Below are 16,879 nucleotides of genomic sequence, written 5' to 3' on the forward strand. Positions count from 1 at the left end.
CCGGGGAACTCCGAGCGGCGGCTTGGCCGCCGCGCCCACCCACCCATCCCGAGAGGTGGGGGAGGTTTGGGAGGGGGCCCCAAAGGGCGAAGCCCGTCCAAACAGAGGCCCCCTCCCATGAATATCACCCGCCGGCGGCCGCCGCGGGAAGGACCTCGACGGTTCCCAGCTCGATGCGATGGCCGGGAAGCGGCAGGATGCCAGCCCACCACCCCCGGAGCATGTGCCCGGAGCTCGGCTGCCGCACGCCGACCAGGATGCGGTGCCGTCCCGGCCGCGCGTCGTCGGGCACCACCAGCCGCCAGCGTCCAACGAGGTGCTGAGGGCCGGTGCCGAGTCCCGGGATCCAGCCGGGAAGCGCCCGCTCGCCCCCGAAGGCGCCGTGCGGACCCCGGACCTGCACGGAGGTCACGAGCGGCGCGCCGTCGGGCGAGAGCCGCCACCCACAGGCGAGCTCCAGCGTCTGACGCGGACGGACGCGGTCGGGCGGCGGATCGCACCCGGTCAGCTCGAGCCGGTGGCCGAATGCCGTGTGGACCCGCCCCCGCGGGTACGCGATCGCGTCCGCGTCGGCCTCCAGGCGGCGGGCTCGTTCCGTCTCGCCCAGCCGGGCGGCCATGATCGCCATCGCGCGGGCCAGCTCCGCGTGACTGACGTCGGGGGGGAGCGTTCGGATGAGCGCGTCGTAGGCCGCTCGGGCCTCGTCCGCGAGCCCCAGCCCGAGGAAGCGGGCAGCCCGCGCCGCCGGCGACGCCCGATCGAGGCCGAGGTCGGCGGCGAGCCGGAGGAATCCGATGTAGCCCTCTGGATCGTCGGGCTGGGCCTCCATGGCCACGCGATAGCGGAGGAGGGCGGCTTCACGCGCGCCGGCCGCCTCGAGGCGGCGGGCCATCTCGAGAGGCGACGGGGTCCCGGCGACCCGCCTCGGGTCACTGGCCGGCGCGAGCACGAACAGCTCGGTCACCGGCCAGCCCGGGGTGTCGCCGGCGCTCGTCAGCCGGAGATGCCGGGTCTCGATCGGCGCGAACCGGACCGTGAGCGCGGGGCCCGGCGCGGTCCGCGGCGCGCCGTTCCGCCACGTGACCGTGAAGCCGTGGGTGTCGAGCCGTGCGAAGGGAGGCCCGTCTCCGGCGGCGACCTCGAGGAACCCCGGGATACGCGTCGGGTCGTCTGTCAGGATCGTCACCCCGGCGACGCGCCGGGGCTGCCCGAGGTCGACCTCGACCCAGGCCGAGCGGGCCGGCCCCGGCGCGCTCGACCAGCCGGACGTGAGACGCCCGTCGACGAGGGCCCCGGGCTCGCCGGTTCCCGGGCTCGTCGTCACTCGCCACCCGGCACGCGGCACGGGCACCGCCTTCGCCGGCGGGACGAAATCCGACAGGACGAAGTAGGGTCCGAGCTGGACGCGCTGGGCCCGGATGCCGGAGGCCCGCAGCCAGTTCTCGAAGAGGGCGAGGTCACCGCGCCGGACGATGTACGCCGGCCGCGGAGACGCGTCCACGGCCCGCGTATACGGCGGGTACCGGTCGTTCACCGGGTCGGCCACGATGACCGCCTCAGCGGCGTCGAAGGTCAGCCGCGGCGCCAGCCAGTACTCGTAGGCGTACGCGTGGCGGAGCCCCTGGCTCTGGAGGAAGGCGAAGAGAGCCATGTCCTCCCCACGCCGTGTCCAGTACGTCTGCCAGCTCGACGGCCAGAGCACGGTGAGGTCCCCGAAGTAGCCGACCCCGACCGCGGCGACATACGCAGCGGCACCGGCGATCGCGGCGATGCGCGAGCGACGCCACACGAGCTGGCTCGCGCGGGCCAAGATGAGGGCCAGGATGGGCATGAGGGGCAGGAGATAGCGGGGGACCCAGGTGAAGCGGCCCACCCAGACGACCCCGACGGCGGTCGCGGCGGCGACCAGCAGCATGGCCTCGCCGGCCAGCGCGGGGTCCCGGCGGAGCCGCTGGATCCCGCGCCCGACCCGGACCGCAAGCAGCCCGAGCGCGGCGACGACGATGGCCGGGGCCGTGAAGGCGAGCGGCCCCGGGAGGTAGGGCGGCGTCCGGACCCACTCCCTGACGCCCAGCAGGACCGGGAGGCGGTTGGAGAAGATCGAGTCCAGCGCCTCCATCAACGACTCGTCGCGCTGGAACCGCAGCCCGGTGGCGAAGCTCCCCCAGCCGTGGCTCGCGTTATGGATCCAGAACGGGGCGCTCCCGAGAAAGAAGGCCCCCAATCCGAGCCAGGCCCCACGCCGGAGCACGAAGCCGGGATCCACCAGCAGCAGAGCGAATGCGGCGGGCACCACGGCGTCCACGATCTGGAAGCCGAAGTAGAGGCCGACGCCCCCGGCCAGGCCCATCGCCACCAGCGTGCGGCTCTTGGCGGCCTCGCTCAGCGGTCGGGCGAGCCACAGCGCGGCGCCGAGGAGGAGCACCTGGCCGACGAGCAGGTGCTCGATGTAGTAGGCCCGGGCCAGGACGTAGTGGGAGGCCACGTACGGCGAGACGATGGTGACGAAGAGGATGGCGAGGAGACCCGCCCCGTGGCCGAAGAGGACGGCGCCCGTCCGGTACACGGCGAGGGCCAGACCCACGGCGGCGAGCGAGGGGACCAGGTTGAGGGTCCACCGCGAGACCCCGAGCAGGAAGAAGGAGACCGCCGCGCCGTACGATTCGGGGATGCCGGCGTGCTCCTGACTCCAGAAGAAGACCGGGAACTCGCCGCGGAGGATGTGGAGTCCCATCAGGCCGGTGACCGCCTGGTCCGAGTCGAGCCGCGGGGCGGCGAGCTGGAGGCCGACCAGGAGGACGAAGAGCCCGACCAGGGCCCAGAAGCGCCAGTCGCGCGTCGCCGTCACCTAAGTCACGTCGGGGGGGTCTCGGAAGACCCCCCCGATGCCCCCCCGTCGTGGCGGCGGCGAAGCCGCCGCTCGGAGCACTCGTCGATCCACCACGCGCTCGGCGGTCGGCGCCAGATTATTCCGACACGCCCCCAAGCGGGTCGAGTGTCGGCACGACACTACCGGCCGGTGAGGCGGAGGCGCAGCACCGACGCCAGGTAGGTCCAGAAGTAGGCGAAGAAACGGGTCTTCGACTCCCCGCCCTTCCGGAAGCGGTAGACGGTCGGGATCTCGAGGACGCGGCCCCCGCGGCGCACGACCTGGTAGAGGAGCCGGATGGCGTAGTCCCCGTAGCCGTAGAAGACCGCGTCGAGGTCGAGGCTGGCGAGTGACGCCCGGCGGAACGCGAGGTACCCCGACAGGTTGTCGTGGATGCGAAGGCCCAGGACGACGCGGATCAGGATGTTGAAGGCATACGAGGCCCAGTACCGGAAGGCCGAGGTGAGCATGCCGCCGCCCAGGACATAGCGGGAGCCGACCACCACGTCGAAGTCCTCGGCGCAGCGGATCATCAGGGGCAGAAGCGCGGGATCGTGGTTTCCGTCCGAATCCATGACCGCGACCGTGCTCCCGCGGGCCTGCTCGATGCCACGGCGGATGGCGCTGGCCAGCCCGCGCTCTCCCCGGCGGACGTGAACGCGAACCGCCGGCTCGGCGCGTAACACCTCGGTGAGGTGCGCCGCCGTGCCGTCCGGCGAGTCGTCGTCGACCACCAGGACCTCCACGTCGAGCCGCGCCTGCCGGGCGATCGCCAGGATCTCTGTCACCAGCTCGGCGATGCCGTCGCGCTCGTTGTAGGTGGGCAGGATTACCGAGACCACAGGGCGTCCGTCATCGCGGGAGCTCGCGCAGCGCCTGGCACACCCGGCCGATCTGCTCCGCGGTGAGGCCGGTGCCCGACGGCAGGTTGATCCCCGTCTGCGCGAGCCGCGACGCGACCGGAAACGGCGCCGTGTTCCGGTAGGGCGGCAGCTCGTGGATCGGCACGAAGAAGGGCCGGGAGTCCACCCCGCGGGCCCGGAGCCCCTCGCGCACGGCGTCCCGATCGAGGCTGGGGGTCGGCTCCACCAGGACCGAGTACATCCAGTAGACGTTCTCGGCCCACGGCTCGGCCGGAGGCGGCGTGAGCCCGGGGAGGTCGGCCAGCCCCGTCTGGTAGGCGGCGGCGATGCTCTTCCGGCGGTCGAGGATCGCCTCGGCCTGCTCGAGCTGAGCGCAGCCGATGGCCGCCTGGATGTTGGTCATCCGGTAGTTGAAGCCGATCTCCGGGTGGTAGTACCGGCGCTTTCTATCCATCGCGTGATCCCGCAGAAAGGCCGCGCGCTCGGCGAGCGCCGGGTCATTGGTCACCAGCATGCCGCCTTCGCCGGTGGTGATGATCTTGTTGCCGTAGAAGGAGAACGCGCCGACGTCCCCGAGCGCCCCTACCCGCCGGCCCTTGTAGCGGGCGCCGTGCGCTTCGGCCGCGTCTTCCACGACCCTGAGGCCGTGGGCGCGGGCCAGCTCGAGGAGGGGATCCAGGTCGACCGGGTGGCCATAGAGGTGAACCGGGATGACGGCGCGGGTGCGGGCCGTGACCTTGCGCCGCGCATCGGCCGGATCCATGGTCCACGTTCGGGGGTCCGCGTCGACCAGGACCGGGGTCGCCCCGGTATAGCGGACGACGTTGGCGGTCGCCACGAACGTCAGGTCCGGCACCAGCACCTCGTCGCCCGGACCGATCCCGACGGTCACCAGGGCCAGGTGGAGCGCCGTCGTTCCATTGGAGGTCGACACCCCGTGTCGGGCCTCGCAAAAGCGCGCGAACTCGCGCTCGAAGCGCCCGACGTATTCCCCGAGCGAGGAGATCCAGCCCGAATCGACGCAGTCCAGCACGTAGCGGCGGACGTTTCCGGCCAGCCAGGGTGCGAAGACCGGGATCACAGGGCTTCCTCGCGCGCCTCGCGCACCATGTCGCAGACGTAGGCGATCTCGGCCTCGGTCAGGGTGGCGCCGGACGGCAGATAGAGTCCGCGCTGGCATAGCTCCTCGGCTACCGGGTACCGCTGCCCTTTGTACAGCTCGTAGTAGATCGGCTGGAAGTGGATCGGGATGAAGAAGGTCCGGGTCTCGATGCCCCGTCGGGCCAGCCGGCTGCGCAGCGCGTCCCGGGAGATCCCGAACTGGTCCTGCACGACGACACCGTACATCCAGTAGACGTTCCGGGCCCAGGGCCGCTCGACGGGCAGGGTCAGCCCCGGGATCCGAGACAGCCGCGCCGTGTACCGGGCGGCGTTCGCCCGGCGGATCGCGACGAACTCCTCGAGCCGCTCGGTCTGGGCCAGGCCGACGGCGGCCTGGAGGTTGGTCATCCGGTAATTGAAGCCGAGGTACTTGTGCCAGAAGTGGCGCTCGTCCGAGAAGGCGTGGTCGCGGAGGCGGCGAGCCAGCCGGGCCAGCTCGGTGTCGTTCGTCGTGACCATCCCGCCCTCTCCGGTGGTGATGATCTTGTTGGCATAGAACGAGAACGACGCGGCGCGTCCCAGGCTGCCCACCGGCCGGTCCTTGTAGCGGGCGCCGTGGGCCTCGGCTGCGTCCTCCAGGACCCACAGGCCACGGCGCTCGGCGACATCCAGGATGGCGTTCATGTCGGCCGGGTGTCCATAGGTGTGGATGAGCAGGATCCCACGGGTCCGCGGGGTGATCTTGTCGGCCAGCTGGCCCACGTCGAGGTTCCAGGTCTCCCGCTCGGCGTCGACCAGGAGTGCGGTGGCCCCGGTGTAGCGCACCGCGTTGGCAGTGGCGATCATCGTGAAGGTGGGAATGATCACCTCGTCGGCGGGACCCACGCCGAGCGCCGCCAGGGCCAGGTGGAGCGCGGTGGTCCCGTTGGAGCACGCCACGCCGTAGCGGCAGCCGGCGGCGGTGGCGAAGGCCTCCTCGAAGTCGCGGACGAAGCGCCCGGCCGACGAGATCCAGTTGGACTGGATGCACTGGGTGACGTACCGCAGCTCGTTGCCGTCCAGCTTCGGGTCCGAGACCGGGATGATCCGGCGCGTCAGCGCCTCCTCGACGACCGGGATCCGCGGGATGCGGACCTCGAGATGCGGCTCGGGGCCCGGGATGATCTTGCCGAGCTCCGCCATCACCGAATCGGGCAGCCGGGTCTCCTCGATCATGGTGCGCCCCTCCTCACGAGGCTCGGTCCTTCAGGAGCTTGCCGGACCAGCTCTCCCAGCGTAGCTGGAGGATGGTGCCGACGTATCGCAGGCCGAGGGCCGCGAAGCGCCCGAGATCCGGGCTGGTCTTGCTCTCCCCGGCCCGCCGCTCGACGCAGCGGTAGGGCACCTCGACGACCCGGAGTCCCGCCCGGCAGGCCCGGTAGAGGAAGTCGATGCAGTAGTCACCGTACACGTAATGAGTCCGAAGTGGTACCCGCTCGAGCGCCCCCCGGCGCGCCGCGACGAAGCCCGAGGTCCAGTCGCGCACCGGACCTCCCAGGCAGAGGGTGCCGACGAGGTTGATCGCCCGGGAGGCGAGGATCCGCAGGCGCGAGTCCCGGGCGTCCGCCCCCTGCCGGGCGTACCGCGAGGCTACCGCGACGTCGGCCCGGGCCGCCGCGTCGACGAGCTGCGGGATGACCTCGGCCGGCATCGAGCCGTCGGCGTCGAGCCAGACGACGATCTCGCCCCGGGTGGCCGCGATCCCCTCGGCGAGCGCGGAGGGAAGGCCCCGGCGGCCGATCCGGCGGAGGATCCGGGCCCGGCCGTCGCCGGCGAAAGCCTGGCCCACCACCTCCCACGTGCGATCGGGTGAGTCGTCGTCCACCACCAGGACCTCGACGCTCGGCACGGCGTCCAGAATCTCGCGGACCACCCCGACGATCACCGCGCGCTCGTTGTAGGTGGGGAGGATCACCGCGGTCGTCACGTTCGCCCGCCCGCTCCCTTGCGAGCGACGCACAGGACCGAGCTGCCGAACGGCAGCGGGGTCAGGCGCAGGAGTGCCCGCTCGACGGCCTGGATCACCAGGAGGGCCCCGGTGAGGACGGCCGGCAGGGGAAAGACGTCCGAGCGCCCCTGCGGGCCACCCGGCTGGAGCCGGCGCAGCAGGCGAACCGCGGCGACGACCGGAAAGACGAGGCAATAGGTGTAGGACGCCAGGATGGGAGTGAACCCGGCGGCCCGCACCTGCTCGACGAGCTGGCGCCGGGTATACCGCCGGCGGCCGTGGACGGCATCGTCGTGCCGGGACCGCAGCCAGGCGAAGGCCGAGTCGGTGACGATCAGGAGGCCGCCCTGCCGGAGCACCCGGTGACACTCGGCGAGGGCCCCCTGGTCGGACGCGACCCCCCGGTGGTAGAGGACGTCCAGGCAGAGGCAGGCGTCGAAGGTGCCGGCCCGGAACGGGAGCCCCGTGGCCGAGGCCTCGACGAGCCGGGCAAGGCCGCGCTTGCGCGAGAAGTCGAGCGCCAGCGACTCGGCGTCGACCCCGACCCAGGTGCCGCGATCGGTCAGGGTCTCGAGCATCCCGCCGGTCCCGCAGCCGAGGTCGAGCCCCCAGCCGTCCGCCCATCCGTAGCGGCCGAGGAGGCCGAGGACGAGGGCCCGCTTGGCGCGGAACCACCAGTGGTCCCGCTCGAAGGCGAAGCTCCGGGCGTATTCGTGAGGCTCCATCAGTTGAGCCTGGGGGGGAGCGGCGGCGCGAGCGCCATGGGGTTGCGGCTCTCAGGCGAAGACCTGCGCCAGGAACTCGAGGTAGTGGCGGGTGATCGCTGGCCAGCGGTAGCGGGCGTCGACGTAGGCCCGGCCCCGCTCGCCCCAACCCTTTCGGAGCGCCTCGTCGGTCACGAGGGTGTCCACCCGCCCGGCGAAATCCGCGGGCGTCTCGTAGAGCAAGCCGCCGCCGGACCGCGCGAGGTGGCCGCGAAGGACGGCCGACCGCGCGGTGGCGAGGACCGGCGTCCCCTGGGCCCAGGCCTCGAGGAGGACGAAAGAGAAGCTCTCGTGGGGCGACGGCATGACGAGCGCCATGGCGCCGGTGAGGGCGTCCCACTTCTCGGCGTCCGGTCGGAAGCCGAGCGGAAGGAGGGCGGGGTGCCGCGGAAGCCGCATGGCCGGCGTCCCCATCAGGACGAGGGTGAGCGGCTCGGCGCTGCGGGCCCGCCAGGCGAGGAAGGCGTCGATCAGCTCGCGGCAGCCCTTCTCGACGTCGACGCGCCCGACATACAGGAGATAGGGCCCGGCGAGCCCGGCCTGGCGACGGAAGCGGTCGGGCTGGGCGTCCGCCACCGGATCCACGCCGGCCCCGATCACGGCCGACGGGATGTGGGCCGTGTGGAAGCGCCCCTCGACGAAGGCCCGCTCCTCCTCCACCTGGAAGACCAGCGCCCGCGGAAGCCGGAACAGGCTGCGGAAGAGGTCGAGGGCGATCGGGCGCTCGTCGTGGGCCGTGGGCACGAGGACGGCCTTGTGGGCCACCAGCGGCAGGCCGAGGAGGGTCGGGAGGTAGAGGTAGGTGAAGAAGAGGAAGCCGTCGTGGTCGTCGGCGTGCTCCCGGATCCACTCCACCAGCGACAGGGCGAGCGGTCCCTGGCGGCGCACCCACTCGGCCTCGTCGAAGAAGGTATGGGGATGCGCGTAGAGCCAATCGGCGTAACGCCCGAACGCGCGGACCCGCCGCGACCGGTCGACCGGGAAGCGGCGGACCCGGACGCCGTTCTCGGTCGTGAGGCCCGGACGGTAGGCGTTGCTCCAGGTGAGGTAGTCGCGGGCGCAGGTGCTCAGGACCTCGATGTCGTGGTACGGCGCCAGGGCCTCGGCGACGCGCCGGCATTCGTATTCGGCGCCGCCGTCGATCTCGGGGCCATAGCGCTGTACGACGAAGCCGAGCCGAAGCCGCTTCACGCGCGTCGGGTCCGAGGGGTTCGTGTCACGGCTGCGCCGCCAGGTCCGCCAGATGCCCCCGCAGTTCCTGGCCGATGCATTCGGGGTCGAAGGCCTCGAGGCGCTCTCGCTGCCCGCCCACGATGGCCGCCCGCAGGGTCGGCTCGGTCACCACCCGGTGGATCAGCTCGGCGATCATCGGGAAGTCCTTCTCCGCGACCAGCAGTCCGGCGCCGCCCAGGGTGCCCGGCACACCGGCGGCGGCGTAGGCCACGATGGGGACCCCGAAGTGCATCGCCTCCAGCAGGGGAACGCCGAACCCCTCGTGCTCCGACGCGGACAGGTAGACGGACGCGAGCCGGTAGTAGGTGCCGAGGTCGGCCTGCGATACGCTGCCGGTGAAGACGACCCCGTCGAGGACCCCGAGCTCGGCCGCGAGCTTCTGGCAGCCGGCCAGGTAGCCCTCCGTGTCGACCGACGAGCCGACGACGAGGAGCCGGCTGCCGGGGTCGAGGCGCCGGTAGAAGTAGTACGTCTTGATCAGGTCCTCGACGCGCTTGTTCGGCGCGATCCGCCCGACGAAGAGCAGATTGGTTCCCTCGCGGTAGGCGTCCACGAGGCTGCGCACCGGGGCCAGGGCGTAGCCCTTCCAGTCGACGAGGATCGGCAGCACCCCCGTCCGGCGAAACCCCGCCGCCTCGAGCTCCCGCCGGTTGAACTCCGAGACGCCGAGGGCGAGGTCGGTCACCGCGGCCAGGCGCTGGAGCTCCCAGCGGCCTCGCCGGCAGCGATCGGCCACCCGCGCGTTCACCCCGACGAAATACTCGGCCGGCGTGATGTTGTGGTAGACGAGGACCTTCCGGTCGGGCAGGCCGGCGAAGAAGCTGGTGACCTCCGAGCCGATCGAGAAGTGGAACAGGACGACGTTGGCCGGGTCGGATACGTCGCGATAGCGCGTGTAGAAGCGCGCCTCCCGGGAGAGCCCCTCGTGGATGTACTGGGCGTAGACATCGGACGCGTATCCCCACTGCCTGATGAGGCCGCGGAGGGCCCGGATGTGGTTGCCGATGGCGTCCCCGTAGTCGAAGTTCGAGGCGAGCTGGTGAATGGCTCGCACGTGGTCCAGGCGCCCGGTCATCCCACGCGGGCTCCCAGCCGCCGCAGGACGTCGAGGTAGTTCGCGGTCACCCGGTCCCAGGTGAAGTTCGCCAGCACGTAGGCGCGCCCGTTGGCGGCGAGCTGTCCTCGCAGCGCCGCATCGCCGAGGAGCAGCTCCACCGCCTCGACGAACTCGAAGTACTCCGCGAAGAAGAGGCCCCCGTTCGAGGCCAGGCAGTGGTCCCGCGTGACCGCGCAGCGGCCGTGGACGAGGGCCGGGGTGCCACAGAGCCAGGCCTCCATCATGACGATGGAGAAGCTCTCGAGCAGTGACGGCTGGCAGAGCGCGACCGCGGCGGCGTAGGCGTCGTACTTGTCCTGGGGCGGCACGAAGCCGAGGTCGAGCACATCCTGAGCGAGACGCTCGGGGATCCGGACGCCGCCCGAGCCGATGAGGACCAGCTTGAGCGGCCGCTCGGGGTGCGTGAGCCGATAGCGGGCATAGTACTCGACCAGGAGCGGCGTGTTCTTCTCACGCGCCTTCCGGCCGGCATAGAGGAGGAAGGGGTCGTAGATCCGGTACTTCCGGCGGAACCGCTCGGGGTCGCCGCCGATCCGGGTGTCCACCCCCTCGCCCACCAGGAAGAAGGAACCGGGGTCACCCCCGGCCACCGTCTCGCCGAGCGCGCGCTCGGCCGAGACGTGGAAGAGGACGCCTTGCACCGCCCGCAGGACCCGTCGCGTCCACATGAGGTGGGCGAAGGGCTCGTCGTGGAGGCAGGGGATGAGCACCGAGCGGTCCGGCGCGACGAGCGCACCCTCCCACGTCGTCCCGAAGCAGTAGGGGATGAAGGCGTACCAGTACCGCTCCCGCTCCGCCGCCAGAAAGGCGTAGAGGTCGTTCGAGTGGATCGACTCCCGGACGAAGTCTTCCTCTTCGAAGGAGGTCAGGCTCCCGCCGAGGTCGAGTCGCCACTGGAGCCGGGCGTAGCGCTTCGGGGCGCGCGGGCGCACCTTGAAGCGCCGGACGCGGAGGCCGTCCTCCTCCGTCACCCCCTCCGGGTGGTGGTCTATCCACTCGGAGGCATGGTCGCGGGCGCAGGTGGTCAGGATCTCCACGGGCACGGCCCGCTCGGCGAGCGCCCGGGCGGTCGCCCGGCACTCGGCCTCGGCGCCACCCGCGATGGCCGGGCCGTACCAGGGCACCACGAAGGCCAGCGTGTCAGGCATGGCAGACCCGCGCCAGCGTCTCCGTGAGCCGCGCCGTCACCTCGGGCCAGGCGTACTCGGCTTCGACGTAGGCGCGCCCCTGGGCGCCGAGCTTTCCCCGGAGCGCCTCGTCGTCGAGGAGAAGCGTCAGCGCCTCGGCGAACTCGTAGAAGTCGCCGAACACCAGGCCGCCGTCCGCCCGGTACAGGTGGTAGGTCGTGACCGGGCACGCCGAGTGGACGAGGACGGGCCGTCCGGCGAGCCACGCCTCCATCAGCACGATCGAGAAGGACTCGTTCAGCGACGGCTGGCAGACGACGGTGGCAGCGGCGTAGGCCACCGTCTTCTCCTGGCGATCCAGGTAGCCGAGGTCGCGCACGCCGGCATCGCCCGGAGAGGCCGTCACCGGGCCTTCACCCGCCAGCACGAGGGTGACCTCCCGCCGATGGGCCTCCCGGTAGCGGCGGACGTATTCGATGAGGAGGCCAACGTTCTTCCCGGTCTCCTTGCGCCCGAGGTAGAGGACGACCGGCCCCGCCAGCCCGTGCCGGCGACGGAAGCGGTCGATCGCCTGCGCGTCGACGGGGGGCAGGGGATCGAAGCCGAGGCCGACGACCCCCGCCGGGCGATCCTGGACCCCGTAGAGCCGGCGGGCCAGCTCCGCCTCGGGGGGCGAGTTGAAGATGAAGCCCCGGCACGTCTCGAAGCTCGCGCGCACGATCCCGAGGTGGGCGAACGGCTCGTCGTGGAGGCAGGGGATGAGGACGGCCCGCTCCGGGACGAGTGGGACGCCGCGGAGCGTCGTGCCGAAGAGGTAGGGGGCGAAACAGACCACGTTGTGGTCGGCCCGGTGGCGGACGAGGTGGGCGAAGAGGTCTGGGCTCGACACCGACTCCTCGGCCCAGCGGCGCTCGTCCTCGGGGCTGAGGCGGTGGCCGGTGAGGATGCGCCGCTGGAGCCAGTCGAATCGCCGCTCGTTCCGGGGCTTGACCCGGAACCGCCGCACGGTGACCCCGCGCTCGGCACGGGCGCCGGGGCGGACGGCATTCTTCCACGTGAGGTGATCGCGGGCGCACGTCGTCAGCACCTCGACCGCCGCGCCGGTGGCGGCCAGGTGCTCGGCGAGGCCGCGGGTCAGCGTCTCGGCGCCGCCGACGATGCCATCGCCGTAACGAGGCACCACGAACGCCACCTTCATACGGGCTTCCTACCCCCTCTCCCTTCCAGGGAGAGGGTTGGGGAGAGCGTACCGCAAGGGCCTCATGGCTTGCGGCCGATGACGCCGTAGTCCTGGGCGCCCCACAGGAGCTGGTTGAGCCGCTTGAAGTTGTCGTTGAGCGCCGTGAGGAAGGCTTCCTCGTATCGCCGCATGTACCAGAGCGGCTCCAGGGGCTGGAGTCCGGCCTCGGGTGGATAGGGGTTGACGTAGCGCACCTCCACGTCCCGGAACCCCGCCGCCTCCAGGACGAAGACGGCCGCCTGGGGGTGGATCGGCTTGAGGTGCGTGAGGTCGACGTAGAAGGCTCCCGAGAAGACGGTGAGGCACTCCGGGTTCGGGGTCTCGCACAGGAGGACCCCGCCCGGCTTGAGCTTTGCGTGGGCCAGGCGGACGAGCGCGATGAACGCCTCCGGAGGCAGGTGCTCGATCACCTGGGAGCAGAAGACACCGCCGAGCGACCCGTCGGTCAGGCCTCCGAGGTAGGCGAGGGCGTCGGCCTCGGCGACCTCGAGGCCGGCTTCGCGGCAGGCCGCAACCATCGCCGGGTCCGTGTCGATGCCGCGGGCCTCGACCTTGACCTCGCGGCAGAGCTCGAGGAACTCTCCGCGCCCGCACCCCACGTCCAGGAGCGGCCCTTCGGCGAAGAGGTCGAGGTAGCCCTTCTGCCGCTGGCGGATCTCCTCGCGGCTCCCTCGGTGGCGGTCCTCGAACTTGAGGTAGGCCTCGGCCGGCAGGCGCCCGGCGTCGGCCGGCACCACGAGGCTCGGCGGCGGCACCGTCACCCCCGCGGCGCCCCGGGTTCGGTCCAGGGCGGTCCGGAGCGCCACCAGTTCACCCACCAGTCCGTCGACTCGCCGCGCCAGCTCCAGGTGGCGCTTGAGGGCCTCGGCGTGCTCGGCCGTCAGCCGCTCGTGCATGGCCAGGGACAGCTCCTCGATCTTGCGCTGGAGCCCCGCCATCCCGTCCTTGAGGCGATCGCGGACCGGCAGCACGAAGGCGTTGAGGAGGTGGACCACGGCCGTGTTCAGCTCGATCTGGCGCTGCAGCACGAGCTTGCTGTAGGGACGGGCCAGGCGCCACCAGAGCCGTTTCGCGCCGACGATGAGCGAGCCCAGGGCCGGCCGGTGCGAGCTGATGGCGGGGTCGCGCAGAACGTCCCAGGCGTCGTTCAGGACGCCGAGATGGTGCTCCACCTCCTCATGGAACGCCGGCAAGACCTCCGCGACCTCCAGCTCCATCTGCGCGATCCGGCGGACCTCGTCGTCCGAATAGAAGCCGGAGGCCCGCCGCTGGCGGACCCGCTCCTTGATCTCCGCCATCAACTGCGCGACGTCGACGCCGCCGCTCGCGTCCGTCATGGGCTCGGCACTCTCCACTCGTGCGCCAGCCGGGCGACCCCGGTATCCTTGACCCGCGAGCGCACCGCGAACGCGTAGAGCCGGCTGTGGTAGTCGTAGGGGTGCCCGTCGCGCGCGTGGGCCGCCACGTCGAGGAGGTACTCGCCTTCCACGAGGTCGAGGCGGTGGAGCGCCACGGTCAGCTCGCCCTCTCCGGCCAGCTTGCCGAGGGCCAGCCCATCGATCGCCGTGTTGGTACCGTAACAACAGACCCCGTCCTTGCGGAAGATCCCGATGCCGATCACCGGATCGTCCACCGGCCGGTGCGCGCGGTAGGTCAGGTGGATCGTGCACGGCTCGCCGGCGTCGTAGAGGTAGCGCTCGGCACCGGCCCGGTCGACCAGACGCACGCGGGTGAGCTCGATCTCGCGGCTCCCCCACCGCTGGGCGGTGCCCGCCGCCGCCTCGGCCTCGGCCTGGCGGTGCTCGGCGCCCAGCGCCTGGGCCTCCTCGCTGGCCACGTGGCCGAGGTACTGGTCGATGATCTGGCGCGGCCGGCCCTGGGCCATGAGGCACCCGCCGTGCAGCCAGACCACCACGTCGCACAGCCGCTCGACGCCGCCCAGGTCGTGAGAGACGAGCAGCATCGTCTTTCCCTGGCCCTTGAACTCCTGGATCTTACCCACGCACTTGTGCTGGAATGCCTCGTCCCCGACCGCCAGCACCTCGTCGATCAGCAAGATGTCGGGCTCCACCGCCACCGCGATGGCGAAGCCGAGTCGCATGTACATGCCCGACGAGTACGTCTTCACCGGATTGTCGATGTACGCGTCGAGTCCGGCGAAGGCGACGATCTCGTCGAAGCGTTCCCGGATCTCGGACCGCGAGAGCCCGAGCAGGATGCCGTTCACGTAGACGTTCTCGCGCCCCGTGAACTCGGGATGGAACCCGGCCCCGAGCTCGATGAGCGCCGAGACGCGGCCCGTCACGCGGATCGTGCCCGAGGTGGGCTTCAGGATGCCGCCCACCAGCTTGAGGAGGGTGGACTTTCCGGAGCCGTTCGAGCCGATGATGCCGATCATGCGACCGCGCGGCAGGTCCAGGGACAGGTCCCGGAGCGCCCACAGCTCCTCGCCTGCGAACAGCGCGGCGCTCCCGCCGCGCACGAACAGGTCCTTCACGGTGAACACCTGGCGCCCTCGGTGGAGGCGGAACCGCTTGGAGAGCTGGCGGATGGAGACGGCGATCTCGGGTTCCACCCGCCTCACACCTCTTCCGCCAGGCTGTCGCGCAGGCGGTCGAAGATCCAGTAGCCCCCGATGAAGGCGACGGCCGCGCACGCGGCCACCATCGCCAGATGGATCCAGTGCGGCTCCCGACCGAAGAAGATGATGTTCTGGTAGCCCTGGACCAGTCCGGCGATCGGGTTGAGGAAGTAGAGCGGGCGGAGGGGCACGCTCAGCGCGCCGCCGACGTGGACCGTGAGCGGGACCGTGGAGACCGGATAGAGGATGGGCGACAGGAAGAAAAGCAGCACCAGGAGGTTCGACAGGATCTGCTCCACGTCCCGGAGGTGGACGTTGACGGCGGCCAGCGGCAGGGCCAGTCCGACCGTCAGGACGAACTGGATCAGGAGCAGCACCGGCAGGAAGGCGATCACCGCCCCCGGCCGGATCCCGAACGCCAGAAGGAAGACGAAGAGGAGCGGCAGGGACAGCAGGAGGTTCAGCAGGTTCGACAGCACCGAGACCAGCGGCAGGATCTCGGCCGGGAAGAGGATCCGCTTCACCAGCGCCCCGGAGCCGACGATCACCCCGGTGGCGTGGCCGAGCGACGAGGAAAACCAGAGCCAGGGGAGGAGGCCCGTGAAGAGGAAGACCGCGTAGTGCTCCATCGGCACCCGCAGGTAGACGGAGAAGACGAGGACGTAGACGAGCATGAGCAGGAGGGGGTTCAGGAACGACCACAGAAAGCCGAGGAACGAGCCCCGGTAGCGGGCTCGGAGCTCGCGCACGACGAGGGTGGCGATCAACGTGCGAAATCGATACAACTCACGGAAATGCGCGACCATGACCCTCTATTATAGTCGGAGGGGGGCAGGACCCCCCTCCGAAACCTCCCCCCGGGTTGCGCGGGCAAAGCCCGCGCTCGGAAGCGCCTCGGTCAGTGCGGCGAGAACGATCTGAGCCGTGACGCGGCGGAAGCTTCTGCGCGGAAACCGGGCCGGCTCACACGCGCTGGTGCCAGTCGGCCAGCACGTCAGTGAGGCTCTGCTCGAGCGGGATCCCGGACGTCCAGCCGGTGAGGGCGCGGAGCCGGCTCGCGTCCCCCAGGAGGAGCGGCATGTCGACGGGTCGCACTCGCTCGGGGCTCGGGCGCACCTCGATCGGGCACCCGGCCAGGGCGAGGAACCCGTCGACGATCTCGCGGATCATCACGGCACGCCCGGATGCGGCGTTGTAGATCTCACCCGGCCGGGCCCGGTCGAGGAGGAGCCAGTAGGCGCGGACCATGTCGCGCACGTCCGTGAAGTCCCGGCGGGTGGTGAGCGTGCCGACCTCCAGCACCGGCGGGCCGAGCCCTTTCTGGATCGCCGCGATCTGGCGGGCGATGTCGCTCCACACGAAGCCCGGACCCTGGCGGGGTCCCACGTGGTTGAAGGCTCGCACGATCACGATGGGAAGCTGCTCGACGCGGACGTAGTAGCCCGCGTAGAGCTCCTGGCAGGCCTTGGAGAGCGCGTAGGGCGACAGCGGGCAGATGGGCTGCGTCTCTCCGATGGGCTGAGCGGCCTCGGGCACCGCCCCGTAGACCTCGGCCGAGGAGACGACCAGACACGCCGCCGGGACGCTGCGGAGCCCTTCCAGGATCTGGAAGGTCCCGTCGAGGTTCGCCCGAAGGACCTCGGCTCGCCGCGCCCAGGAGGTTCCCACCACGCTGGCCCCGGCGAGGTGGAAGACCCGGTCCGGCCGGACCTCCTCGAGGACGCGCGCAACCGCGCCGGGCTCGGTGAGGTCGCAGGGGATCGTCCGGATCAGTCCCCCCAGCCCGGCCAGGTTCTCCGCCGATGCCCCGGGCAGCAACGTCCCGGCGACCGCGGCGCCCTCCCGAAGCGCCAGCTCGGCGAGGTGGCTCCCGGCGAACCCTGCGATGCCGGTAATCAGAACCTTCGTAGTCGTCCCTCCGTCAGTGGGCCGCGTGCTCTCCCGGGTGACCCGAGGACCTCGTGGTCACCGGGCTGGGGGGAGGCAGGCCCGATCCG

14 protein-coding genes are annotated in these 16,879 nt (G+C 71.3%); all 14 read right to left on the minus strand.

What is annotated here, in order from left to right; translation table 11 throughout:
• Window positions 1-124: 124 nt before the first annotated feature.
• The 14 genes from VGW35_13795 to VGW35_13860 all read right to left on the minus strand — a co-directional run bounded on the left by VGW35_13795 (window position 125) and on the right by VGW35_13860 (window position 16,781).
• A complete protein-coding gene (locus tag VGW35_13795) occupies window positions 125-2,848 on the minus strand; it encodes a discoidin domain-containing protein (protein HEV8308729.1) in 2,724 nt (907 codons plus the stop codon).
• A gap of 161 nt (window positions 2,849-3,009) precedes the next feature.
• On the minus strand, window positions 3,010-3,711 hold the full coding sequence (locus tag VGW35_13800; GenBank protein ID HEV8308730.1) for a glycosyltransferase: 702 nt from the start codon (window positions 3,709-3,711) through the stop codon (window positions 3,010-3,012).
• 10 nt (window positions 3,712-3,721) lie between these two features.
• Window positions 3,722-4,813 (minus strand): DegT/DnrJ/EryC1/StrS family aminotransferase, encoded by a 1,092-nt coding sequence (locus VGW35_13805; protein HEV8308731.1) that lies wholly within the window; start codon window positions 4,811-4,813, stop codon window positions 3,722-3,724.
• On the minus strand, window positions 4,810-6,048 hold the full coding sequence (locus tag VGW35_13810) for a DegT/DnrJ/EryC1/StrS family aminotransferase (GenBank protein HEV8308732.1): 1,239 nt from the start codon (window positions 6,046-6,048) through the stop codon (window positions 4,810-4,812). Before VGW35_13810 ends, VGW35_13805 begins: the two co-directional genes overlap by 4 nt.
• Before the next feature lie 13 nt (window positions 6,049-6,061).
• Window positions 6,062-6,799 (minus strand): glycosyltransferase, encoded by a 738-nt coding sequence (locus VGW35_13815; protein HEV8308733.1) that lies wholly within the window; start codon window positions 6,797-6,799, stop codon window positions 6,062-6,064.
• Entirely contained in the window at window positions 6,796-7,545 is a 750-nt protein-coding gene (locus VGW35_13820) for a class I SAM-dependent methyltransferase (GenBank protein HEV8308734.1), read from the minus strand. Before VGW35_13820 ends, VGW35_13815 begins: the two co-directional genes overlap by 4 nt.
• A 51-nt stretch (window positions 7,546-7,596) precedes the next feature.
• A complete protein-coding gene (locus tag VGW35_13825) occupies window positions 7,597-8,775 on the minus strand; it encodes a glycosyltransferase family 4 protein (GenBank protein HEV8308735.1) in 1,179 nt (392 codons plus the stop codon).
• Window positions 8,776-8,800: 25 nt separating this feature from the next.
• Entirely contained in the window at window positions 8,801-9,892 is a 1,092-nt protein-coding gene (locus VGW35_13830) for a glycosyltransferase (GenBank protein ID HEV8308736.1), read from the minus strand.
• Window positions 9,889-11,082: a glycosyltransferase family 4 protein gene (locus tag VGW35_13835; protein ID HEV8308737.1), complete on the minus strand. Its 1,194-nt coding sequence runs from the start codon at window positions 11,080-11,082 to the stop codon at window positions 9,889-9,891. The genes VGW35_13830 and VGW35_13835 overlap by 4 nt, the downstream gene beginning before the upstream one ends.
• Window positions 11,075-12,259 carry a glycosyltransferase family 4 protein gene (locus VGW35_13840; protein HEV8308738.1) on the minus strand — a complete coding sequence of 395 codons (1,185 nt, stop codon included), beginning with the start codon at window positions 12,257-12,259 and terminating at the stop codon, window positions 11,075-11,077. The genes VGW35_13835 and VGW35_13840 overlap by 8 nt, the downstream gene beginning before the upstream one ends.
• A 62-nt stretch (window positions 12,260-12,321) precedes the next feature.
• The gene (locus VGW35_13845; protein HEV8308739.1) at window positions 12,322-13,638 is read right to left on the minus strand and encodes a class I SAM-dependent methyltransferase; all 1,317 of its coding nucleotides are present in this window, start codon (window positions 13,636-13,638) and stop codon (window positions 12,322-12,324) included.
• Window positions 13,635-14,885, minus strand: coding sequence for an ABC transporter ATP-binding protein (locus VGW35_13850; protein ID HEV8308740.1), 1,251 nt, complete (start codon window positions 14,883-14,885; stop codon window positions 13,635-13,637). The genes VGW35_13845 and VGW35_13850 overlap by 4 nt, the downstream gene beginning before the upstream one ends.
• Window positions 14,882-15,688 (minus strand): ABC transporter permease, encoded by an 807-nt coding sequence (locus VGW35_13855; protein ID HEV8308741.1) that lies wholly within the window; start codon window positions 15,686-15,688, stop codon window positions 14,882-14,884. The genes VGW35_13850 and VGW35_13855 overlap by 4 nt, the downstream gene beginning before the upstream one ends.
• Before the next feature lie 157 nt (window positions 15,689-15,845).
• Entirely contained in the window at window positions 15,846-16,781 is a 936-nt protein-coding gene (locus tag VGW35_13860) for a GDP-mannose 4,6-dehydratase (GenBank protein ID HEV8308742.1), read from the minus strand.
• Between the last annotated feature and the right edge of the window lie 98 nt (window positions 16,782-16,879).

Source organism: Candidatus Methylomirabilota bacterium (assembly GCA_036005065.1).
In the GTDB taxonomy this organism is placed as follows: domain Bacteria; phylum Methylomirabilota; class Methylomirabilia; order Rokubacteriales; family DASRDR01; genus DASYQW01.

Excerpts from the sequence above, each read along its gene's own strand:
- VGW35_13810 (HEV8308732.1), bottom strand. The coding sequence starts at position 6,048 with ATGATCGAGGAGACCCGGCTGCCCGATTCGGTGATGGCGGAGCTCGGC.
- VGW35_13820 (HEV8308734.1), bottom strand. The coding sequence starts at position 7,545 with ATGGAGCCTCACGAATACGCCCGGAGCTTCGCCTTCGAGCGGGACCAC.
- VGW35_13830 (HEV8308736.1), bottom strand. The coding sequence starts at position 9,892 with ATGACCGGGCGCCTGGACCACGTGCGAGCCATTCACCAGCTCGCCTCG.
- VGW35_13835 (HEV8308737.1), bottom strand. The coding sequence starts at position 11,082 with ATGCCTGACACGCTGGCCTTCGTGGTGCCCTGGTACGGCCCGGCCATC.
- VGW35_13840 (HEV8308738.1), bottom strand. The coding sequence starts at position 12,259 with ATGAAGGTGGCGTTCGTGGTGCCTCGTTACGGCGATGGCATCGTCGGC.
- VGW35_13845 (HEV8308739.1), bottom strand. The coding sequence starts at position 13,638 with ATGACGGACGCGAGCGGCGGCGTCGACGTCGCGCAGTTGATGGCGGAG.
- VGW35_13855 (HEV8308741.1), bottom strand. The coding sequence starts at position 15,688 with ATGGTCGCGCATTTCCGTGAGTTGTATCGATTTCGCACGTTGATCGCC.